This window comes from Paenibacillus sp. MT86 (genome assembly GCF_058792535.1).
This window is the reverse complement of record NZ_CM179499.1, coordinates 5,111,930-5,135,126: the sequence shown is the minus strand read 5'-3', so window position 1 is coordinate 5,135,126 and position 23,197 is coordinate 5,111,930. Positions and strand designations below refer to the sequence as shown.

General features: G+C 53.0%; 20 protein-coding genes. 16 read left to right on the top strand and 4 right to left on the bottom strand.

Annotation, left to right across the window (positions count from 1 at the left end; translation table 11 throughout):
• Nucleotides 1–16: 16 nt before the first annotated feature.
• The 14 genes from AC3RCL_RS23110 to AC3RCL_RS23045 all read left to right on the top strand — a co-directional run bounded on the left by AC3RCL_RS23110 (nt 17) and on the right by AC3RCL_RS23045 (nt 17,126).
• A complete protein-coding gene (locus AC3RCL_RS23110) occupies nt 17–586 on the top strand; it encodes a helix-turn-helix domain-containing protein (protein WP_492532212.1) in 570 nt (189 codons plus the stop codon).
• A 96-nt stretch (nt 587–682) separates the two neighbouring features.
• Nucleotides 683–889, top strand: a complete 207-nt coding sequence (locus tag AC3RCL_RS23105) for a hypothetical protein (RefSeq protein ID WP_492532210.1) — start codon at nt 683–685, stop codon at nt 887–889.
• Nucleotides 890–1,821: 932 nt separating this feature from the next.
• Entirely contained in the window at nt 1,822–2,466 is a 645-nt protein-coding gene (locus AC3RCL_RS23100; protein WP_375120497.1) for a TetR/AcrR family transcriptional regulator, read from the top strand.
• Nucleotides 2,467–2,472: 6 nt separating this feature from the next.
• On the top strand, nt 2,473–2,982 hold the full coding sequence (locus AC3RCL_RS23095; protein WP_492532207.1) for a DUF4188 domain-containing protein: 510 nt from the start codon (nt 2,473–2,475) through the stop codon (nt 2,980–2,982).
• 212 nt (nt 2,983–3,194) lie between these two features.
• On the top strand, nt 3,195–5,441 hold the full coding sequence (locus tag AC3RCL_RS23090; protein WP_492532205.1) for a helix-turn-helix domain-containing protein: 2,247 nt from the start codon (nt 3,195–3,197) through the stop codon (nt 5,439–5,441).
• 267 nt (nt 5,442–5,708) lie between these two features.
• The gene (locus AC3RCL_RS23085; protein WP_015736745.1) at nt 5,709–6,680 is read left to right on the top strand and encodes an ABC transporter permease; all 972 of its coding nucleotides are present in this window, start codon (nt 5,709–5,711) and stop codon (nt 6,678–6,680) included.
• Between the two features lie 10 nt (nt 6,681–6,690).
• Entirely contained in the window at nt 6,691–7,587 is an 897-nt protein-coding gene (locus AC3RCL_RS23080) for a carbohydrate ABC transporter permease (protein WP_096776089.1), read from the top strand.
• Nucleotides 7,588–7,725: 138 nt separating this feature from the next.
• Nucleotides 7,726–9,354: an ABC transporter substrate-binding protein gene (locus AC3RCL_RS23075; protein WP_492532203.1), complete on the top strand. Its 1,629-nt coding sequence runs from the start codon at nt 7,726–7,728 to the stop codon at nt 9,352–9,354.
• Nucleotides 9,355–9,373: 19 nt separating this feature from the next.
• Complete coding sequence (locus AC3RCL_RS23070; RefSeq protein WP_492532201.1) at nt 9,374–10,798, top strand: alpha-L-fucosidase; 1,425 nt, start codon at nt 9,374–9,376, stop codon at nt 10,796–10,798.
• 176 nt (nt 10,799–10,974) lie between these two features.
• Nucleotides 10,975–12,639 carry a DUF4091 domain-containing protein gene (locus tag AC3RCL_RS23065; protein WP_492532199.1) on the top strand — a complete coding sequence of 555 codons (1,665 nt, stop codon included), beginning with the start codon at nt 10,975–10,977 and terminating at the stop codon, nt 12,637–12,639.
• Between the two features lie 154 nt (nt 12,640–12,793).
• The gene (locus AC3RCL_RS23060; protein ID WP_162939100.1) at nt 12,794–12,958 is read left to right on the top strand and encodes a hypothetical protein; all 165 of its coding nucleotides are present in this window, start codon (nt 12,794–12,796) and stop codon (nt 12,956–12,958) included.
• Between the two features lie 48 nt (nt 12,959–13,006).
• Nucleotides 13,007–14,461 (top strand): aminotransferase-like domain-containing protein, encoded by a 1,455-nt coding sequence (locus tag AC3RCL_RS23055; RefSeq protein ID WP_492532196.1) that lies wholly within the window; start codon nt 13,007–13,009, stop codon nt 14,459–14,461.
• Between the two features lie 538 nt (nt 14,462–14,999).
• Entirely contained in the window at nt 15,000–15,917 is a 918-nt protein-coding gene (locus AC3RCL_RS23050) for a D-alanine--D-alanine ligase (RefSeq protein WP_492532194.1), read from the top strand.
• A 6-nt stretch (nt 15,918–15,923) separates the two neighbouring features.
• Nucleotides 15,924–17,126 (top strand): aminotransferase class I/II-fold pyridoxal phosphate-dependent enzyme, encoded by a 1,203-nt coding sequence (locus tag AC3RCL_RS23045; RefSeq protein WP_492532192.1) that lies wholly within the window; start codon nt 15,924–15,926, stop codon nt 17,124–17,126.
• Here the strand turns inward: AC3RCL_RS23045 and AC3RCL_RS23040 are convergent.
• Nucleotides 17,112–18,017, bottom strand: coding sequence for a helix-turn-helix transcriptional regulator (locus AC3RCL_RS23040; protein WP_145037198.1), 906 nt, complete (start codon nt 18,015–18,017; stop codon nt 17,112–17,114). The two genes, AC3RCL_RS23045 and AC3RCL_RS23040, sit on opposite strands and share 15 nt — an antisense overlap.
• Nucleotides 18,018–18,230: 213 nt before the next feature.
• Here AC3RCL_RS23040 and AC3RCL_RS23035 point away from each other — a divergent pair, with 213 nt between their 5' ends.
• Nucleotides 18,231–19,118: a sugar phosphate isomerase/epimerase family protein gene (locus AC3RCL_RS23035; protein WP_015736736.1), complete on the top strand. Its 888-nt coding sequence runs from the start codon at nt 18,231–18,233 to the stop codon at nt 19,116–19,118.
• 26 nt (nt 19,119–19,144) lie between these two features.
• Complete coding sequence (locus tag AC3RCL_RS23030; protein WP_492532189.1) at nt 19,145–20,176, top strand: Gfo/Idh/MocA family protein; 1,032 nt, start codon at nt 19,145–19,147, stop codon at nt 20,174–20,176.
• A 153-nt stretch (nt 20,177–20,329) separates the two neighbouring features.
• On the opposite strand, the gene AC3RCL_RS23025 is transcribed toward AC3RCL_RS23030, so the two are convergent.
• The 3 genes from AC3RCL_RS23025 to AC3RCL_RS23015 are packed head-to-tail and all read right to left on the bottom strand — an operon-like array spanning nt 20,330 to nt 23,188.
• Complete coding sequence (locus AC3RCL_RS23025; RefSeq protein WP_015736734.1) at nt 20,330–21,226, bottom strand: sugar phosphate isomerase/epimerase family protein; 897 nt, start codon at nt 21,224–21,226, stop codon at nt 20,330–20,332.
• Nucleotides 21,227–21,275: 49 nt separating this feature from the next.
• Complete coding sequence (locus AC3RCL_RS23020; RefSeq protein WP_015736733.1) at nt 21,276–22,133, bottom strand: sugar phosphate isomerase/epimerase family protein; 858 nt, start codon at nt 22,131–22,133, stop codon at nt 21,276–21,278.
• A complete protein-coding gene (locus tag AC3RCL_RS23015; protein ID WP_015736732.1) occupies nt 22,130–23,188 on the bottom strand; it encodes a Gfo/Idh/MocA family protein in 1,059 nt (352 codons plus the stop codon). The genes AC3RCL_RS23020 and AC3RCL_RS23015 overlap by 4 nt, the downstream gene beginning before the upstream one ends.
• Nucleotides 23,189–23,197 lie beyond the last annotated feature (9 nt).

Genomic DNA, 23,197 nt, shown 5'->3' with positions numbered 1-23,197 from the left:
GAGGATATGGTTACACTTGGAACCCATTCATAAAAAGGTAGGGAGAAATCTGCAAGCCATCCGTAAATCACGAGGCCTCAGCCTCGATAACGTAGCCGAGTTGACCGGTGTCAGCAAAGCCATGCTGGGACAGATCGAGCGTGGGGATTCCAACCCGACGATCTCGGTATTGTGGCGCATCGTCAGCGGCCTCGGCATTTCATTCACCACACTCATCGAGGAGGCGGAAACCGAAGTGACCGTGGTCTCTCCGGATGAAGTGGAGCCTTTTCACGAGGCAGAAGGCGCGTACCGGGTGCACCCTTTGTTCTCCTACAACCTGCGTACCAAATTCGAGTCTTATATGGTCATCATGGATCCGGGCTGCGATCACGGGTCCGAAGCTCATAATGACGGCGTGGAGGAGTATATTTTTGTGCATCAGGGAGAGCTTGAGCTTTGGCGCGAAGATGAAAGCTATACCGTGCCTGCCGGAAGCTCCGTCCATTTCTCGGCTAACCGGCCTCATCGGTACGTCAACCCTGGTAACGAAACGACGAAATTTTACACGATTATTTTCTACGCGGATGCCGCAGCCAGGGGATGAATACCTTCGTGTTGGCGGGCCAGTGATCGTGGTACTCTAGCGACCGTTTACGAGTTAAACGTGCTGTGAGTTGAGTTGTATGGCGGTGTGACGGGGATGCTTATACAGGTGTATCCGGCATTGCGATGGAGCGATACCTTCAGGGTGCTTGCCAGCGTGGAGCGTCCAAAGCCCTGGCAATGCGGCTTGGGAGTGTGGTCAAAGCCTGGCAAAGCCGCTCGGCCGTGTGGCGCGGCTAAAGTCCGTCAATGCGGCTTGGGCGTGTTGAGCGTCCAAAGCCTGGCAATGCAGCTGGTCTTGTAGTGCGGCGAAAGCCTGGCAAAGCCGCTTGGCCGTGTGGCGGCTAAGCCTGGCCTTGCGGAACAATGGTAATTGCCGTCCTGCCATGCCTTGGTATTCTGCCCAGTGTACACGCGGTGTTTAGCGGACACAGGAGACCTTATTTCGTAGAAAATAGAGGTTTGAGCGAAATTATCGGACAGGGAATCCGTTATTCTCTGAAAAGAGCGGTATTATGGCTGCTTTCGGAGTAAATAACGGATCTGGTGTCCGTTAGAACGTTTAATGGACCTCATATCTGGAAAATAACGGATCTGCTGTCCGTTAGCGCGATACGAGGGCCTCTTATACGGGAAAAAACGTATTTGATGTCCGTTAGCTACGGCGTGGGCGTTCGGCGGGTGTTCTTGTCCCCCGTCGCCGCAGCTTCAATCTAGGCAGAATCACCAAAGCCGAGTGTGGACCGACAAACGCTAGTTTCCTTTGCCGCCTATGCTCCTTTAAGTAGTTAGTTATCGATTTGTCTGACAGTGCATCACCGTTTTTTTGCATACCCATTATGAACAGAGGCGAGATCAGGAATGTAACCTGAAACTTGCCTTTTTGTTTTACCCTCCTGAAAAGCAAAACTCCCGGCAGTATGGGTCATCCTCGTTCCTGTTCCCAGCTATTCTCTCTGTACCTTATTTCGCACATTTCTCAAAGTACCGTTACCAGTTACCGCATTTACGCATTTTCCCCCATGTCTCTATTCATAAAAAAGAGGGGCATTTCTGAGCTTTCTTTCCCTTCCAAGTCATTCCCCCGTGTATCCAATCTCAATAAACACATTATGATCGACAGCCAACCAAGCAAGCCCGGACCACGCACCGGAGGCACGATGCACTTTACTTTGACAAAATAAATTAACTTGTGTTAATTTATTTACAAGAGTTAATCAAAGGTGGTGTATTCCCTTGCAACATCCGGATATCCCATTAAGGGAGTTAAAAAAAGCCAAGAACAAAATCGCGCTGTACGAAGCGGGATTATCTTTGATGAAGGATCGGATGTTCAGCCAGGTCATGCTGGAGGACATCTGCAGGAGCGCCGAAATATCCAAGGTCACTTTTTTCAAGTTCTATCAACGCAAAGAGGATTTGCTGATTTATTTTATGCGGGTTTGGCTGACCGAGCGGATGATCGAGATCGACCAGGAAGGGAAAAAAGGGTTTCAGGCATTCCGCCATCTGCTGTCCGAGGTCGCTAAGGAGCATCAAGTAAGGCCGGGCATGATGCCGAGTTTGATCTCTTTTCTCGCGGAGCAGAACATGCAGCCCTGCATGCCGGAGCTGAGCCGGGCGGAAGTATCGCTGCTCTTTCCCGGTCACGAGGAAGCGGGAAGCGAATCGCCCAACATGCATGCTCTATTCGAGCGGTTCATGAAGGAGGAAGCTCAAGCCGGCAGGCTGAATAAAGCCTTAACCTTGGAGCAAGCCGTACAGATTTGTTTCACCGTTTTTTACGGGGCGTTTCTGACGGCTCAGTTGTACAATTCCACGGAAATCGGCTGCTTTTACGAAACGCACCTAGGTCTGCTCGAAATCAAGGAAGGGGAGTGAGCAAGCATGAGCAAAGTGATTCCAGGTCGATATACCGCACATATGGACGGATCTTTCGTTGTATTCGTGATCGGGTTTCGGATTAACAAGTGGTGGGCGGTCCATAAGTGGCTGCCTGTCATGAATGCCATGACCCCGATGCTTCAGGAGCTGTACCGGAACAAGGAGGAGCTCGGCTTCATGGACGGTACCTATCATTTTTCAGGGTGGGGACTTACCCTCATCCAATATTGGAGAAGCTTCGAACACCTGGAGCATTATGCACGCCACGGAGCCAATCACCTGAAGGCATGGCGGGATTTCAACCGCAAGGTCGGAACGGGAGGGGACGTAGGGATATTTCACGAAACCTATCTTGTTCAGGAAGGGCAGCATGAATGCCTGTACAACAACATGCCGAGATTCGGTTTGGCCAAAACAGGAGCTCATGTTCCTGCGACGGGCCGCAGGGAAACGGCAAGCCGGCGGCTTGGACGTGAGGGAGAACCGGCGGTGCCCACTCCTCCGAATCCATAGTTCCGGTCTGTCGGCGGCTGACCGCTCTTTGCCGAGCAATGGATAATTACCATAGGTTAAGGGCGGTGTAAATGCTATGGAAGTCGTGATGCTTTAGACTTGTTTTTCTTCCGAGGTTCAAAAAAGTGTTGGTAAACCCCGTCCGTTCTTCTATGATGAAATTACTTTCAATCGATGACGAGATAAGGAATTAATCGCTCAGGGGGATGCCTATGGGAAGGAAAGCGTGGTTTTACCGTCAGCTTTTATCGTATATGCCGGTCTTCTTTATCGTGATTTCCTTTGTGTTTTTTGTCTTTTTCCAAATGCTCGGGGAACAGTCGCGGCAGGGCGCGATCCAGGCTAATGAGACGATGATTCAGCAGGCGATGCGTTCGGTCGACAATTCGCTGAAGGCCATCGATCAGATGCTGGTGCAGGAATTGCTGTTCAACCCTGATATGTCGGGATTTTTCAATCAAGAGGATCAGGACAACGTCTATTTGAACATGCAGGCCGTGAAGGCCATGAAGCAGTTCAAGGTTTCCAACCCGCTTGTGGATTCCATGGTCCTCGTTCGAACCCAGGATGAATTCGTCCTAAGCTCTTCGTCCACTTTCCGTTTGCAGGATTATGCGGATTATGACTTTCTCCAGCCTTATCTGAGCCAGGTCAATAGCGAAGCAAAGTGGAGTGCCCTGCGGAGTTTCCGGGAATTCAGCTTTAACAGCACGCAGCAGGTGGTCACCCTGGTACGGGATGCCCCCTTCGTTACCCATGGCAAAGGCGTGATTGCCGTCAATATCAAGGTGGACGCCATACATAACATGATTCAGGGCATGGTTAATCCCGAAGTTAGTTTCATTCATGTGATGGACACGGGGGGCCGTTCCTTGATCGCCGGCACCTCAGGCGCCGAGCACGGGGAACTTGTGTCCCAAGCGGTATCCCCTTACACCGGATGGGTTTACGAAGGGGGGCTTACCCAAGGCAGGGTGGTGGGTATCGTCAGCCAATTGTACAATGTCTGGTTTATCGTCGGCCTTCTGATGTGCATGGCCGGCGTGGTCTGGATCGTATTCGTCACGCGCCGGAACTATAAGCCGATCGAAGCCATCGTGTCCCGGATTTCGAAATATTCGCAGACCAAAACGAGCGTTCTGCTCCATGGCGGCAAACAGGATGAGTTTGCTTTTATCGAATCGGCGCTGGAGAGCCTGCTGGAACAGGCGAGCAGCTTTCAGCAGCAGCACCGGGAAGATTTGCTCCTGCGCAAAGCGTACCTGTTTCAGCAGCTGATGGAGGGACAGTATCCTTCTCATCTGGAGCAGTGGAACGAGCAGCGCGAAGCCATGGGGCTGCCGGACCTGTCCCAACCACAGATCGTCAATGTCATCGAAATCGATAAATACCCGCTGTTTTGCGAACAGTATCCCCAGCAGGACCAGTATCTGATCAAGTTTGCCTTAAAAAGCGTCGTTCAAGAAATTGCAGCCGGGCGGGAAACGATGCTTTGGACGGAATGGATTTCAGCCTCGAAGCTGGGAGTTCTCGCGGCAGCGGAAGATCAGGATCAGAATCGGCATGTGGCCACGCTGCTGGAGCAAGCCCGCCAGTGGGTGGAGGAGCACCTGAAGCTGACCATAACCGTTGGCATCGGGGAGAAAGCGGAGCGGTATACGGATATCCCGGAATCCTATTGGCAGGCACGCGCCGCATTGAAATACAAAATGATCCTCGGCGACAACCGAATCATTCATTACGCCGAAGTATCCGGTGAGGACCGGGGGAATGCATTCGATTTTCTGAACCTGATCCGCTCGATGGCGCAGTCCTTCCGGCTCGTCAACAAGGATTGGCAGGAGAAATACAGCACCCTTATCCATAACATCGAGCAGAACATGCTGGACCGGGACGGCGTGGTGAACCTGGCGGATTACATGATGTACTCGCTGGGACGCGAAATGTCCTGCATGGCGAAGGAATTTCAGGAATTATGGCTTACGGAGGGGCAGCCTGCTTTACGGAACGCGCTTCAGTCGTCCGATACGCTGGAGGAGCTGGAACAGGAACTCGGGGAGGCTTTATCCGCTCTGTACGACAGCATCCTCGCTCTCATGGAGGGCCGAAATCATGCGGACACGATTCAAAAGGTGCGCTTGTTTATGGAGCAGAACTCGAGCAACCCGGACCTGTCCCTCAATTTTTTAAGCGAACGCTTCGGCATGAACTGGAAAACGCTGAGCAAGCTGTTCCGGGAGGAGACCGGCCAGAAATTCGTGGATTATTTGATCGAGCTGCGGATGACCCATGCCCGAAGACTGCTGGAAGAAACCCTGCTGCCCGTACAGGATATCGCCACCGAAGTCGGGTATTCCAACGCCATCTCGTTTGGCCGGATGTTTAAAAAGCTGATGGGAATGTCGCCGGGGGATTATCGTGAGCAAGCTGCTATCAAGCAGCAGAAATTCGGGAATTAACGAGTCCCTCGGAGTCCCTTCCATGCATACCCGAACTAAGTATAGAGCCCTGCGGACGATGCTGTCCTGCGGGCTTTTTTGCCGTCAACGGAGAGAGGTTTAGCGGCGGAAAAAGGTTTATCGCTCTCACGGCCTGCCGGCTCTGAAATTTTCCCCTGCTCGCGGAAATACGTTGATTCGGAGAATCTTGTTTATTGATCGGATGGAACCGTCCGCTCTAAACTTGGGACCAACACAAAGCGAAGGAGGGTGACCCCATTGGCTCGTATGAGCAGCGCAATCCCAGTACCTGCAGATGCACAGGCACCAACGAATCTACCATCGAACAAGCCCATGAACCGAACGAGGAAGAAGCTGATGAAGCACTGGCAGTTCTACCTGCTCGTTTTCTTCCCGTTAGTCTACATCATCCTCTTCAAATACGTTCCGATGTTCGGCGTACTGATTGCATTCAAGGAATACAACGTCGTACAGGGGATCTTCGGCAGTCCCTGGGTAGGGTTCGATTATTTCCGGCAATTGTTCGACGCGCCGTTCTTCTGGCAGTATGTCCGCAACACGCTCGAGATTTCCCTGTACGGCCTGCTGGTCGGATTCCCTGCACCCATTCTGTTGGCGCTGGCACTGAATGAGATCAGGAACGGCCGATTCAAGAAAACCGTCCAGATGGTGACCTACGCGCCGTACTTTATTTCAACGGTTGTTATCGTCTCGATTCTGATCGTGAACCTCTCGCCCAACACCGGGCTGATGAGCAACCTGTTCCGGGCGCTGGGACTGGAAACCGTTGATTTTCTCGGCGTGCCGGAGCTGTTCAAATCGATCTATGTCTGGTCCGATGTATGGCAGTTCACCGGTTATGGCGCCATCATCTATATTGCGGCCTTGGCGGGAGTCAATCCCGATTTGTACGAGGCGGCCCGAGTGGACGGGGCGACCCGGTTTCAAAAAATCATCAATATCGATATTCCCAGCTTGTTTCCGGTCATCGTCATTTTGCTCATATTGAATCTGGGCAATCTGATGAGCCTGGGCTTCGAGAAAATCTATCTCATGCAAAACCCGCTGAATCAGAACACGTCCGAGGTCATCTCCACCTACGTGTACAAGGTCGGCCTGCTCGGAGCGAACTTCAGCTTCTCCGCCGCCATCGGCCTGTTCAATTCCGTAATTAATTTCATTCTCTTGGTCATCGTCAATTACGTATCCAGAAAAGTCTCATCCACAAGTCTATGGTAGGAGGAATCGCATGAGCAGATCAACCGTACGGGAGTCCGCTGCAGACCGGATTTTCCTTGGTATCGTGTATTTGTTTCTATCCGTCGTCCTGATTGTCATCCTGTTTCCGCTGCTGCATATTGTAAGCGCATCCTTCAGCTCCCCGGGCGCAGTGTCGTCGGGCAAGGTGTGGCTGTGGCCGGTGGACGTGACCCTGATCGGCTACAAAGCGGTATTCCAGAATTCCAATATTCTGATCGGGTTTGGCAACTCGCTGTTCTATGCCGTTGTCGGCACGCTTGTCAACGTCGCATTCACGGTGATGCTTGCATATCCGTTAGCCCGAAAGACGTTTTACGTTCGCAACCTCATCATGATGCTGCTGGTGTTCACGATGTTTTTTGACGGCGGGCTCATTCCGAACTATCTTCTCGTGAAGTCGCTCGGCATGCTCGACACGCGCTGGGCCATGATCATACCGGGTGCGTTAGCCGTGTTTCAGGTCATCATCGCCAGAACCTTTTTTCAAACCACGATCCCGGAGGAGCTCGCCGAAGCGGCCGAAATGGACGGCAGCAGCGACATTACCTTTTTTCTGAAAATCGTCCTTCCGTTATCCAAGCCGATCCTGGCCGTGCTCGCGCTGATGTACGCCGTCGGCCATTGGAACTCCTATTTCAACGCCCTGATTTATTTAAAGGACAGCAGCCTGTTTCCGCTGCAAATCTTCCTGAGGGATATTCTGATCCTGAATTCCGTCAGCGCCGAGATGGTGACCAACGTGAATGAGCTGCTGGTCCGCGAAGGGCTTAAGGATCTGCTGAAGTATTCGCTGATCGTGGTGGCAAGTGCCCCGGTACTGGTCATTTACCCGTTCGTGCAGAAGTATTTTGTCAAAGGCGTGATGATCGGGTCCTTGAAAGGGTGATTCCTGCTTATTGTGAAGGAGGTGAGGCCGGCAGTATAGAATGGGTAATTCCGATGATCGGACACATAGGGGGTATATGCAAAATTAGGTTTCGTTTATGAAGTACGGGCAAGCATTTCATATTAGGGAGGAATTGATTTGAAAAGGTTCACTGGATTAGGTTTAAGTCTGATTCTCGCGGCAGTGCTGGTTTTATCCGCTTGCGGCAAATCGAGCGAAACAGGAACTGGAAATCCGGCAAGCCCTCCGGAGTCGGGGGCACCCGTTGAACTATCGGTATTCGCTCCTCAGTCCGCCGGCATCGAGAGCCTCGAGGTCAATCCATTCTCCAAGCATATCGAAGAGAAGCTGGGGATTACGTTCAAATGGAATACGACGCCCGACGCGGTATTCAACGACAAGAAACTGCTGATGCTGGCCAGCGGGGATTATCCGGCGCTTATTATGAATGCCGGCATATCCAAGGCGGATCAGATCAAGTACGGAATGCAGGGGGCCTTTATCCCTTTGAATGATTTAATCGACCAGCATGCGCCGAACATCAAGAAGGCATTGGAGGAAGTTTCCTATTTGAAATCCGCCATGACGGCCCCGGACGGCAATATATACGCGCTTCCGAAGGTGAACGAGTGCCTGCACTGCACGTATGGCCAGCGGATGTGGATCAATACGACCTGGCTCGAGAAGTTAGGGCTTGAAATGCCAACGACCACCGACGAGTTCTATGAAGTGCTGAAAGCCTTTAAGGAGCAGGACCCGAACGGCAACGGAAAGGCTGACGAAATTCCGATGACCACTTCGCTCGATGTATGGGGAGGAGGAGTTGACGCCTTTTTGATGAATGCTTTTATATACAACAATGGCACGACTTATCTAAGCGTGAAGGATGGCAAGGTGATTTTGTCGGCGGCTGAGCCCGAATGGAGGGAAGGGCTGAAATATCTGCGTAAGCTTTACAGCGAAGGACTGATCGATAAAGGAGCCTTTACGCAGAACGGCGATGCCGTCAAGCAGCTTGGCAACAAAGCGGAGAATGTGGTCGGCACCGTCGGTTATGCGCTGATCAGCAGCGTGCTGGAGCCGACCGACGCCAAGCCCCGCCATAAGGAATACGATGTCGTTCCCCCGCTGAAAGGACCGAATGGCGTGCAGCTAGCAGGTTATAGCGTCGGAGCAGGGGACGGGTCGTTTGTCATTACGAACAAAGCGACGGAGGAGCAGCGGATCGCAGCGATCAAGCTGGCGGATTACTTGTTCTCCGAAGAAGGCACCGTCATGACTTCCTGGGGGTTCGAGGGAGACGGATGGCGAAAGGCGGAGTCCGGTGCGCTTGATTACAACGGCGAGCCGGCCGCATACGAAGCGTTGAAGCGGGATGTGCCCGAGGGATCCCTTGACGTAACCTGGTGGCAGCTCGGCACGATGCTGATGGTGAATTCCCTCCGCGAATCCTTTGTTGCTCCTGAAGATTCGCTCGGCAACGGAGCATACGAGTATCGTTTATGGCTGGCTGCCAAGAAATATGAGCCTTTTGCCAAACCGGAGTTAGTGTACCCGACCGATGTGTTCATCGATCCGAAAGACGCAACCTTTATCGCGCAGATTCAGAAGACGATTCAGGATTACGTGAAATCGAACCTGGCCCAGTTCGTAACCGGCAGCAAAGACATCGAGAAGGATTGGGATGCCTATGTCAGCGGATTTAAGGGGCTTCAGTTGGATAAGTATCTGGAGATTCATCAGAAAGCATTAGACAATCAAGGATGAGGTATGGGAGGTTTATCGCTTGCACAATTTCATTGAATACGCTGCCAACATCGAGCCCTCGGAACGTCAATTAGCCGTACAGGAGATGGAGTTCTACGCCTTCTTTCATTTTACCATCAATACGTTCACGGATATGGAATGGGGCACGGGAAAGGAAGACCCGGCGCTGTTCAATCCGGCGAAGCTGGATGCGGATCAATGGGTCAGCGCTTGTGTCAGCGCCGGGATGCGCGGCCTGATCCTGACCTGCAAGCATCATGACGGCTTCTGTTTATGGCCGAGTCAGTATACGGAGCATTCCGTGAAGAGCAGCCCTTGGCGAAACGGACATGGGGATGTGGTGAAGGAGGTTGCCGATGCCTGTAGGAGAAAGGGGATCAAATTCGGCATCTACTTGTCCCCCTGGGACCGGCATGAACCGTCGTATGGGGATTCGCCGCGGTACAATCAATTTTTCCTGAATCAGCTAAGAGAGCTCCTGACCGGCTACGGCGAGATTTTCAGCGTCTGGTTTGACGGAGCCTGCGGCGAAGGGCCGAACGGCAAGCGCCAGGAATACGATTGGGATGCGTATTACGCCCTGATTCGGGAACTGCAGCCGAATGCCGCCATCTCGGTATGCGGGCCGGATATTCGCTGGTGCGGGAATGAAGCGGGGCATTGCAGGGAGTCGGAGTGGAGCGTCGTTCCGGCGTCGCTGCGCCAAAATGAAGCGATCCAGGAAAAGTCGCAGCAAACGGATGACCGGGAGTTCGCGCGCCGCTATGAATCCAGCGAAGAGGATCTCGGCAGCAGGAGCGTCATTCAAGGCGAGAAGGAGCTGGTATGGTATCCGGCCGAAGTGAATACCTCGATCCGTCCCGGCTGGTTCTACCATGCGTCCGAAGACGATAAGGTTCGATCGCTGGAAGAATTGCTGCATATTTATTACGGCTCGGTTGGCGGTAATGCCACCTTTCTGCTCAATATTCCGCCGGATACCCGCGGACTCGTTCATGAGAACGATCTGCGGCGTCTGCAGGAACTCGGGGACGCCATCCGAACAACGTTTGATACCGATTTGGCAGCCGGCGCGGATATTACGGCTTCCGAAACGAAAGCCGGATCGGATGCTCGAAATATGGTCGATGGTAACAAGGATACGTATTGGAGCCCCGAGGAGGGTACGGAATACGCCATGATTGAGCTGGACCTCGGGCGGGCGATCGATTTCGATCATATCGTATTGGCCGAATACCGGTACGGGCAGCGGATCGAGCGCTTCGAGCTTGAATATATGGAAAACGGGAACTGGCACACGATCCAATCCGGGACGGTAATCGGGCGCAAGCGCATCTGCCGCTTTCCCGCCGTACGCAGTCAATATATCCGCCTTACCATTTTGGAATCGAGATGGTGTCCGCGCCTGTCCGGCATGGAAGTTTACCGGAGCTCGAGGGATTGATGGGAGGACTGCAGATCTGCAGCCTCCCCTAAGGATTGGCAGTAATAAGGCGGCCATCGCAAAAGAGCGGTGGCTCCTTTTTTTCGAAAACGCAAAATTTACCTTCCGTTCCATCCAGATTAGTGTAAGATGTACGTGAAAGTACCTCATTCCATTGTAGAGAGGATGCAATCTGCATGAGTCATTCCATAACGTTTGAAACCCGGCTGTTAAGCTCTCTGTCCAAAGTATTCGCCGATGAAGAACTGTCCCCGGCCTCGTACGACGCAGGGGCAGCGTTTAGCAATGAGACATTCTCGTTTCAAGTTGCCTACCGTTCCAATCGCTTGTTGAAAAACATCCGGGTTATTCTGCAATCCGAGTTAAGCGAACGGGTTACCGTCCGCTCCGTAGGCCTGGTTCCGTCGGAGCTGCCTACGTATCATGACCATGACGAGTTTATCTTAAGAGCTACGCCCGGGCTATATCCGGACCCGCTGCTGCCTCTGGCATCAGATCCTGTTATAACCGGATGCCCGGGCCAGTGGAGAAGCCTCTGGATCACGGTACAGCCTGAGGAAGCGATCCAGGGAGGTACATATGAAATCCGGATCCGTTTTGAAGCGGAATCGGGAGATACGCTTGGAGAAGAGGTATTTACGCTGGAAGTGATTCCGGCAGCCTTACCTGCGCAGAAGCTCATTCATACGGAATGGTTCCATGCCGATTGCCTGGCAAACTACTATGAGGTGGGGATTTTTAGCGAGCGGCACTGGATGTTGATCAATCAATTTATGCAGACCGCGGCACAGCATGGGATCAATATGATCCTGACTCCGGTGTTTACGCCTCCGCTGGATACGGAAGTGGGCGGAGAGCGGCCGACGGTACAGCTGGTCGATGTCGATGTGAGCGAAGATGGAAAATATGCGTTTGGGTTTGACAAACTCGACCGCTGGGCTGACCTGTGTGATTCCAATGGCATTCAGTATCTGGAATTCTCGCACCTCTTCACGCAGTGGGGAGCCCGGCATGCGCCGAAGATTATGGCTAACGTGAACGGACAGCCGGAGAAGCTGTTCGGTTGGGAGACGGATGCGACTGGAGAAGCGTATCATTCCTTCATCAGACAATTCATTCATGCTTTGACCGGTTGGATCGAAAGCCGGGGACTTGAGCAGCGCTGTTATTTCCATGTATCCGATGAGCCGTCCGAGTCCCATCTGGAGGCTTACGGGCATGCAAGCCGGTTGATGAACGAGCTGCTGCCGGATTACCCGATCATCGACGCACTCTCCGATATTTCGTTCTATGAGCAGGGGCTGGTGAAGCGTCCGATTCCGGGCAGCAACCACATCGAGCCTTTCCTGGATCAGCAGGTAACGCCGCTGTGGACCTATTATTGCTGTGCCCAGTACAAGGAAGTGTCCAACCGATTTTTTAATATGCCTTCGGCGAGAAACCGGATCATCGGGATTCAGCTGTATAAGTTTAACATTGAGGGATTTCTCCATTGGGGATATAACTTTTGGAATTCGCAATACTCGAAACGCGCCATTGATCCGTTCAAGGTGACGGATGCGGATTGCGGTTTTCCTTCCGGAGATGCATTTGTGGTATATCCCGGCGAAGAAGGGCCGATCGAATCCATTCGGCTGAAGGTATTCCAGGAAGCTCTTCAGGATTTGAGAGCGCTTCAACTGCTGGAAACCCAGATCGGCAGGGAGGCAGTTCTGCAGGCGCTGGAAGAAGGGCTTGAAGAGCCGATCACCTTCAAGACGTACCCAAGGGATCCGGAATGGCTGCTGTCGAAGCGGCAGTGGATCAATGATAAGATCAGGGAAAGCTTGGCTGTGAAGTAAGCGGGCCGGGAGTACGGCTTATTTAGACGAATCAGGGCCGTATAGGCCGAACGAATACGGCGTAATACTGCCCCATCTTCCTTTGAGAAGGTGGGGCAGTTTTTGATTTTCCGATCTGTTTTTTCACCAGATGGGTACCAAGAATGTTTCATTCTTGCTTGTGCATGATCCCGTATGGTTCCATGATATAGAGAACGTGCATGTCATCAAGGTATACCGGCGCAAAGGGCAGTCCAATCCTAGGGATGAGATGGCCGGGATTCTGCCAACGATATCGGCAAACCACGCCCGTGGCGAAAGAGGCCTGCTGTGGTTCTAGTGGTGCCGCCGAAATTATGCCATCATAAGAGCAAGGGGGAAATGAACGATGTATTTGGATTTCAAGCTGGCGAATGACCGCCCGGCGTATATTCAAGTCAAGGATTACATGAAGCGCTTGATGACAACCGGGGCGCTGCAAGCCGATCAGAAGCTTCCCTCCACGCGTGAGCTAAGCGCGCTGTTTCGAGTGGGCCGCAATACGGTGCTGAACGCATACTCCGATTTGGAGGATGAAGGCTATATCTACGCGGTTAAAGGGCAAGGACACTTTGTTTCCCCTTCGATCAGCGGGGCATCCGCACAGCCGGAAGGCAAGCGGCTGGACTGGGGTCCTCGCCTGAACGAGTATGCCAGGCTTGCGGAAGCGAACGATTTGATGAAGCACGGGATCCGTGCTGAGAAGGGCTCCATATCGTTTACAAGCATCGCTCCCGACGAGAAGCTGTTCGACCTGCCCAATGTCAAACGTGCATTCCTGGACCGGATGTCGCTTGAAGGCGATATCCTACTAAATTACGGTTACGCCAAAGGCTATAAACCGCTTATTGATTATCTTCTCCGTTACATGGAGAACAAAGGGGTGAATATTCAGGGCAAAGATATGCTGATCACCAGCGGTTTTACGGAAGGCTTAAGTCTGGTGCTATCCGCCTTGAACAAAGGACATGGCCGCATTCTATGCGAGAATCCCACCCATCATACCGCCATTAAAAATTTTAAAATGCACGGGTACGCCATTACCGGCGTCGAGATGGAGCAAGACGGCATCAGCCTGACAGGGCTCGCACGCGAGCTGTCGGAGCGGTCGTACGACATGGCGTACCTTGTGCCTTCCTATCATAATCCTACCGGAATCGTGATGTCCCACCAGAAGCGGCTGGAAGCGCTGCGGCTGCTGAACGAGCACGAGATTCCCGTGATCGAAGACGGCTTCAACGAGGAGCTGCGTTATTCGGGCTCCCACATCGCGCCTCTCGTTGCATGTGCAGGGGGGGAGAACAACAGCGTGATTTACCTGGGCAGCTTCTCCAAGATTCTGTTTCCCGGCCTGCGAGTCGGATGGGTGCTGGCCGACAAGACCCTGATTCATTATCTGGAAAGCGTGAAGCGGGCCCGCAGCATTCATACGTCGACTCTGGATCAGTCCCTGCTCTTTCAATATCTGTACAATGGCAACTTCGAGAAGTATTTAAAGAGAGCGAAGGCCGAGTACAAGCGAAAATATGAACTTGCGATCCGCTGCTGCGAGGAGTGGATTCCGATGGAACGGCTGTCCGGCGATGGCGGGCTTCACCTGTTCGTTGAATTCGGTCCGGACTTCCGGACGCGGGAGCTGCTGGAGGCTTGTTCCGCCCAGGGCGTGGTGTTTACGCCGGGCGATATTTTCTATACCGATGGCGGCGGCCAGCACACCATGCGTCTTGGATTCTCCCGCGTTTCCGACGAGAACATCGAGAAGGGGATTCGCATCATTGGCGAGGCGGCGAGGAAGCTGGTGTAATGTGACTTCAACGGAGAAGGCGGAATTATTGTGGAGAAGCGGAGCGTTCTCCTTTGCCGTCGGATTTCAACAACGAAAATTCAAATCAGTGGAAATCTGAGGGCAACAGAGATCGGAGGAATAATCCGCATGCGGAGTGATGATTAACATACAAAAGAATGCTTCTCCGAGAAATCATGGGCTGCAACGGAGAAGGCGGAATTATTGTGGAGAAGCGGAGCGCTCTCCTTTGCCGTCGGATTTCAACAACGAAAATTCAAATCAGTGGAAATCTGAGGGCAACAGAGATCGGAGGAATAATCCGCATGCGGAGTGATGATTAACATACAAAAGAATGCTTCTCCGAGCAATCATGGGCTGCAACGGAGAAGGCGGAATTATTGTGGAGAAGCGGAGCGTTCTCCTTTGCCGTCGGATTTCAACAACGAAAATTCAAAATCAGTGGAAATCTGCGGGCAACAGAGATCGGAAAAATAATCCGCATGCGGAGTGTTGTACAGGCAATCAGCTTGAAGAAATTATTGAGGAGGTCTACATCATGAAGGTTGGCGTCATCATGGGAGGCGTATCATCCGAGAGGGAAGTTTCGCTCATGACCGGCAAAGAGATGATCGCTCATTTGGATAAAAGCCGCTACGAGGTCTATCCGATCGAGATTCACGATAAACGCGAGCTGATCAGCAAAACCGAAGGCATCGATATGGCGCTGCTCGCCCTGCACGGCGCGTTCGGGGAAGACGGAACGGTGCAGGGTACCCTCGATACGCTGGGGATTCCGTATACCGGCAGCGGCGTTCTGGCCAGCAGTCTCTGCATGGATAAAGATTTGAGCAAGAAGCTGCTGCGTTACGAAGGATTGCATACGGCTGACTGGATCATGGTCGGCTGCTTGGAGGAGCTGGCGGCCGCCGACGTGGAGGGGCTCGGTTTTCCCGTTGTGGTGAAGCCGAATGCGGGCGGGTCCAGCATCGGTACCCGGATCGTGCGCGACTCGGCTGACCTAACATCCGCCGTCGAAGAGGCGCTGCGGTGGGACCGCTCCGTCATGATCGAGCAATGGATAGAGGGAGAAGAGATCACCTGCCCGGTCTTGAACGGTGACATGCTGCCGATTGTGTCGATCAAGCCGAACTTCGAATTCTTCGATTATGCATCCAAATACGAAGAAGGCGAAGCGGATGAGCAGGTGATCGAGCTTCCCGCAGAACTTCAGGAGCAGGTGCGCACAGCCGCGCTTCAATGCTATAAGGCGATGAAGTGCAGTGTATATGCCCGGATCGATATCATCCTGAAGGGAAAGATTCCTTATATTTTGGAGGTCAACACGCTTCCGGGTTTAACGAAGACCAGTCTGCTGCCAAGAAGCGCGGAAGCGGCGGGATATTCGTTCAGCGGACTTTTGGATGCCTTGATTGAAACCTCATTATCGGAACGAAAAAGCGAAGGCAAGGAGTAGAAGGATATGAAGACAACGAGCAGCTTTCTAACATCGACGGTGCAAGTCATGCCGCCATCCGGCATCCGGCAATTTTTTAATGCTGCGGAAGCGGATGACGAGGTCATTTCGCTCGGCGTGGGCGAACCGGATTTCGTGACGCCCCAGTGTGCGATCGATGCATGCAAACAGGCGCTGGAGCATGGGCGCACGATGTACACGCCGAATGAAGGGCTGATGGAGCTGAGGGAAGGAATTGCAGACTATCTGCATGCCGGCTTCCAGCTGCAATACGAGCCGTCGAGGGAGGTCCTGGTTACGGTCGGCGGCAGCGAAGCGATTGATCTTGCGCTGCGGGCGCTCATCTCCCCGGGCGATGAAATTATCATTCCCGTACCGGGATATGTCGCCTATGCTCCTCTTGTGCAATTGAACGGCGGCACCGTCGTTGAGCTGGAGCTATCCGCCGAGCATGGCTTCAAGTTGACGGCAGATGCACTGCAGCAGGCGATCACGCCCCGGACGAAAGCGATCGTTGTTAACTTTCCGAGCAATCCGACAGGAGCCGTCATGACCCATGAGGATTGGCTTCCGATCGCGCGCCTTGCGGTCGAGCACAATTTGGTGGTGATTTCAGACGAGATGTATGCCGAGCTTACTTATAGCGGCACGCATACGAGCGTCGCTTCCCTGCCGGGGATGCGGGAGCGGACCGTCATCATCGGCGGATTCTCCAAAGCCTTCGCCATGACGGGCTGGCGGGTCGGCTACCTCTGCGGCGATGCCGGGCTGGTGAGCGCAATGGTCAAGATCCATCAGTATACCGCGCTCTGCGCGCCTATCATGGGACAGATTGCGGCCATCGAATGTTTAAGGAACGGGCTCGGGGATCGGGACGAGATGAGGCAGGCTTACGATGAGCGCCGACAAATGTTTGTGCAGGGACTGAGCGATATCGGCCTGAGCTGCCGCGATCCTCAGGGAGCCTTCTATGCATTCCCCAGCATAACCGGAACCGGCCTCGGCTCGCAGCAGTTCGCGGAGCGATTGCTTCGGGAGGCCAAAGTAGCCGTTGTGCCGGGCCATGTGTTCGGTACCGGGGGCGAAGGCTTCATTCGCTGCTCGTATGCCGCTTCGTCCGCTCGACTCTGCGAAGCGCTCGAACGAATGGAACGCTGGCTTCAAACGCATGTACGTGCCGAAGGTCTTCATGCCTTACAGAATTCTTGACAGCTTCCGGTAATCGGTAGCGGTAATCCCCTCCAGCCTCCGGAAGATGCGGCTGAAATAATGAATGTCCGGGTATCCGACGCCTTCGCCAACCATCTCGATCGAGATGTCGGATTCCCTGAGCAGCCGGCGCGCTTCCCGGTGACGAACGGATTGCACGAATTCGCTCGGCGGCATCCCGGCAAGGCGCTTAAACAATTTGGCGGTATGATCCGCGCTTAACATCAAATGCTCCGCGATGACTTTGTTGCTCCAGTCTTTGGCTGGAGCTTTTTCGATTTGAGCCATCAGCTCGATCAGCTTGGCCTCGTGCGGCGACGTTTCCGTCAATGCCCGGGAGGGGTGCGTCCGAAACAGTTGAACCAGCACATCCAGCATCAGTCCCTTGCAGGCAAGCTCGTAGCCGGCGGGACGCAGGGTGAATTCCTCTACGATGCGTTCCATCATCTGTATGCATGGCAGGGGAGGCGTATAGATAATCCGGGAAGAAAGGGGAGGGAAGGCGGATGACACGGCTTCATGAGCGAACTTATCCGTATCCACCACGGCTTCGTTCACGATCATATCGGCTTCCGTCTGGATGTCCAACTCATCGAAAAAATCAAAATGGATACCCAGAAAACGCGCGTCGGGATGGGAAACCACCTCATTTTGGTGGTAAACGCCGGACGGCAGAAAGATCAGCTGGCCTGCTTCGACGACATGCCGGTTCCCGTACATCGTGGTAACGGCTTCCCCATGGCATACATAGAGCAGCTCGAAATCATATAACCTGCGCTGCGGGAGAGCTCCCGTCGCCATGCGTTGAAACTGCGCATAATGAATGCTGGGCGACCATTCGCGGAAAGGCGCTTCGCGTTTTACCGGATAATCGGGGTCCATATCGGCCATCGTAGATTCACTCCCAAATGTTATTAAGAGAATAGAACGGAATTGTCCAAATAATCGCTTTTCTTTCTAAATCATTTCTTGGAATGTTTATTTATTATATAAGTATTATTACATCCAATTGGTTTATTTACAACTTGACGGAAAAAGTCAAATGATGCGTTTCAGAAAACATTTGTAACATCATCAACCTATGAATTTTTGGAGGGGTTTGCGATGAAAAAAGGGATTAATATCTGGTCGTTCCCGGGAGAGGCTTCCATCTCCGACTGTATCCGATTGGCAAAAGAAGCGGGCTTTGACGGAATCGAATTGTCGCTGAACCAAACGGGGGAGCTCGGGCTCCAGGCAGGCGATAAGGAAGTGCAGAGCATAACGGCACAGCTGAAGGACGCAGACCTCGATATTGCAGGATTGGCGACAGGCTTGTATTGGGACTATCCGATGACCAGCGACGACCCGGCCATCCGTGAAAAGGCCATGGACGTTTGCAAAAAGCAGCTGGAACTCGCGGCTGCATTCGGTGTGGATGCCATTCTTGTGATACCAGGGGCGGTCGGCGTCGATTTTGTTCCCGGTTCCGCAGTCATCGACTACGAATATGCTTACGAGCGGGCTCAAGAATCCATTCGCAAGCTGGTTCCGTACGCGGAAAGCGCCGGCGTTTCGATCGCGCTCGAGAATGTATGGAACAAATTCCTGTTGTCCCCGCTGGAATTGCGGACCTTCATTGACGAGATCGGTTCCGACTATGTAGGCTCTTATTTCGATGTAGGCAACGTCGTGCACAACGGTTATCCGGAGCATTGGATTCGGATTTTGGGCGAGCGGATCAAGAAAGTTCATTTCAAGGATTACCGCAGGCAGGCAGGCGGATTGCACGGCTTTGTCGACCTGCTGGCAGGAGACGTCAATTATCCCGCAGTGGTGGAAGCTCTGCGCCTGATCGGCTACGACAACTATGTCACGGCAGAGATGATCCCGGCCTACACCCATTATTCGGAGCAGATCATATTTAACACGTCCAATGCGATGGATGCGATTCTCGGACGGACGCCGTCTTTGCGCAAGCCGGACGCGCGGCAGCATCAAGGACAATCATAATCATAAGGGATACGGAGGGAATGAGAATGCTTAAGATCGGAATATTGGGTTTTGGTTTCATGGGCCGCATGCATTTCGACAATTATCTTCGTTTGGCTCAAGAAGGCGCAGACATCGAGCTGGTGGCGATTTGCGATCTCCTCATCGATGAGCTTAAAGACAGCAAAGCCAACGGGAATATGGCGACCGAGCGGGATGTCTACGACCTGGAGCCCTATCGTCTTTACGATCATGTGGACAAAATGCTCGAGCATGAAGAGCTGGATATCGTGGATGTGTGCCTGCCAACGTATTTGCATGCGGATATGTCCTGCATGCTGCTGGAGCGCGGCATTCACGTCCTGTGCGAGAAACCTGTTGCGGGCAGCTCGGAAGAAGCCTGGCGCATGGTGAAAACAGCGGAACGCACGGGCAAAACGCTGATGATCGGACAATGCCTGCGTTTCTGGCCGGCTTATGAATATTTGAAAGAATGCGTGGAGGACGGCCGCTACGGCAGCATCGTTGCAGGCGAATTCTTCCGGGGATCGGAGCCTCCTAAGGGCTGGTTCCTGGAAGGGGAGAAAAGCGGAGGCTGCATCACGGACATGCATGTGCATGACGCGGACATGATCCACTGGCTGATGGGCAAACCGGAGCGGGTGTCCACATTCGCCAAAACGATCATTGATGGAAGCTCGTACGATATCGTATCCACCCATTACACTTACCCTGACGGGAAAGTGATTAACGCCCATGCGGATTGGACGCTGCACGGCGAACATGGCTTCCATATGGGATACCGGGTAAATTTCGAGGAGGCTACCCTGGTGTTCGAGAATAATGAATTGAAGGTGTATCCTGAAGACGCACCGGGCTTTACAGCCGAACTGTCCGGAGATTCCGGCTACTACCGCGAGCTTCAGTATTTTATCGAGCATGTTGCGCAAGGAAAGCCGGTAACGGTATGTACGCCAGACAGCGCGGCAGGATCGCTGGAAATTATCGAAGCCGAGATCCGTTCAGCGAGAGCGAACGGGGCTTTGGAGACCGTGACGGGGAAACAAGCGGTATCTTAAGGTATACAAGTTTCAAGTTCCAACATACATCATGGTGCGACAATGAACAGGCCGATCAGGAAATTTCCTGATCGGCCTGTTGTTTGTGTTTATCAAGTCCGTTCCAAGCGAACGTTGCGGTTTGCTTGGAACGGTCTCAAAGCTTGCGTCGGTTTATGCTCTGAACGTCTTCAAGAAGTCCACGGCAAGCTTGATGTCCGCTTCCGGATTGGTCTTCACTTCGCGTTCGATTGTCAAATAACCGGTATAGCCGATATCTTTAAGGGCTTGCAGGTAAGCATTCCAGTTAACGCCGCCTTCGCCAAGCGGAACCTCACGGAACTTCTCGCCGGATTCCGCCATATCGGCAATTTTGTCATGGTCAAGCGCGGGTGCTTCATATCCGAAATCGCCGTATACGTCACGAGGATCGATGTAGTCTGCCAGCTTGATTCCGTCCTTCGCGTGCGTATGGACGATATAATCCTTCAGGTTGTATACGCCCTGTACTGGATCGTCGCCCGTAACCATGACCATATTGGCCGGGTCAAAGTTAACGGATACGCCGTTGGAACCCAGGCCGTCCAGGAATGATTTCAAGTGAGCCGAAGGCTCCGGCCCCGTCTCGATGGCAAAAAACGCGTTCATCGAGTTCGCGAAGGTGCTGAGCTCTACGCAGGCCTTATGCATCGTTTCGTATACGCGGCCGGTGTGATCCTGCGGCACGATACCGATATGGGTCGTAATGATATTGGTTCCAAGCTCCAAACCGAGCTCCATGATCCGCTTGGATTTTTCGATTTTGGCCGCATTTTCGGCAGGATCCTGAAAGCCGTGTCCGCCAAGGTCACCGACGAGGGCGGAAATTTCAAGTCCCAGGGAATCGATATAATCCTTCAATTCTTTTCGAGCGGAAGCGGAGAGGTTGGCTGGATCCATTTCGCCGTGAACGGCATAAATCTGTACGCCGTCCGCCCCGACCTCCCGTGCTTTGACAAGACCTTCTCTTACGCCAACCCGAAAGCTGTCAACGATAACGCCAATTTTGTTAGGCATGATAGGCTTCGACATCCTAATATCCCCCTTATATCATCCTTGTGTGATCCATAAGCCTTCTGCCTTAAGCTTCGTTCCAGGCTTTACGGACATATTCCAAACCAAATTTAGCACCCGTGCGGCAATCTTCCATCCCTTCGAATTCGATCGAGATATAGCCGTCGTAACCGGATTCCTTCACGATGCGAACGACTTCCGGCATATCGATATCGCCTTGGCCGACAATCGCGCCGCGCAGCCAGTTGCCGCTGGAGGTGTTAAACCAGCCGGATCCGGGCGCGCGGTTAGCCGGACGATAGTAGAAGTCCTTGAAGTGAACCATGGACGCGAGGCCGATGTTGTTCGCGACAGCCACGGTGGATACCTCGTCTGCACAGAGGAAGTTTCCGATGTCCAGGGTAGTTTTGAAATTAGGGTGGTTCACGGTCTGAACCAGAGCTTTGACGCGGTCGCTATGCTGAATGAAGTAACCATGGTTCTCCACGCTGGTGGTAATGCCGCGTTCTGCCGCGTAATCGGCAATGATGCGGCATGCATTGGCCAGCCGCGGAAGTTCCTCCAGGAAATGCGTGATGGACAAGTCCTTGGAAGAGCCTACGTCATGGCGCATCAGCTTGACGCCAAGCGCAGCCGCAATGTCCACTTCGCCTTTAACTCGTTCAATCTCCGCTTCATAAGCAGCGTCATCCAATTCCGCAAAATTGGCGCCGATGGCGTAGTTGGAGATTTCAAGTCCTTTGGAGGCGGCACGGGATTTGATCGTATCGATCAGCTCCGGCGTTTCCTTGAGGTTAAAGCCGAGCGGAACGATCTCGATATGCTCTCCGCCGATCTCCGCAACGTAGTCGATGACGTCGGTAATGGTCATTTCGCCTTTGTTCATGGCCTGGTACAGGCTGTACGAGCTTATTCCGAGTTTCATAGGAGAACTTCAGCCCCTTTCTCGGCGGATTCATAGATGCCGCACAGAATCTTCATGATCTCAACGCCGTCTTCAACCGGGCTGAGCGGTGTTGTGCCGTTCTCGATACAGGAAATGAAGTGATTGACCTCGCTTTGGAAAGCAGCATCGAAGTCGAATCCCTTGTTGTCGGTTTGCGGCTGGATGTTGATGATGGTATCGTGCTTCTCGGTTACGATGGAAACCTCAGGGTCGATCTCGAATCCGCCCTTGTCTCCATACAATTTAACGGATTGCAGATTTTCCTTCGAGTGCAGCGTGAAGCTTACGTCCACCAACAAAGAGGCGCCGTTTTCAAAACGGATCATTGCATTCGCCATATCCTCGACGGTGTTCTTCTCAGCATCATAATCAGCTGCTTTATAGAAGGACAGGTTGCGCACGTTAGAGCGATTGCCCAACTTCCGGTATGTATTGGCGCTGACGGCAACCGGCTTCGGACGGCCCATCATGTACCAGCACAGATCGATGACGTGCACGCCGATATCGATGAGCGGTCCGCCGCCGGAACGTTCGATGTCGGAGAACCAGCCGCCCGGATTGCCAAGGCGGCGAATGGAGGAAGCCTTCGCGAAGTAGATCTCCCCGAATTCACCCTTGTCTGCAAACTCGCGGAGCATCTGGGCGTTAGGGTCATAACGTCTTACGAAACCGACCTGGAGCATCTTGCCTGAGGATTTCACGGCCTCCTGTACTTGAAGCGCTTCCTCAACGGTGCGGCAAAGCGGTTTCTCAACCAGAACGTGTTTGCCGGCATTCAGTGCCGCAATGCTGATTTCGGCATGCGTATTGTTCCAGGTACAGATGCTTACCGCATCGATTTCCGGATCGGCCAGAAGTTCTTTATAGTCCGTGTAGACTTTGGTAGCGCCGTATTTTTCAGCTGCGCGCTGTGCTCTTTCTTCGTTTAAATCGCACACGGCGAGCAAATTCGCGTTCGCATGTTTTTGATAGGATTGCAAATGCATAGCAGAGATTGATCCAGTGCCAATGACGCCAACATTAATAGATTTCATGAGTTCACT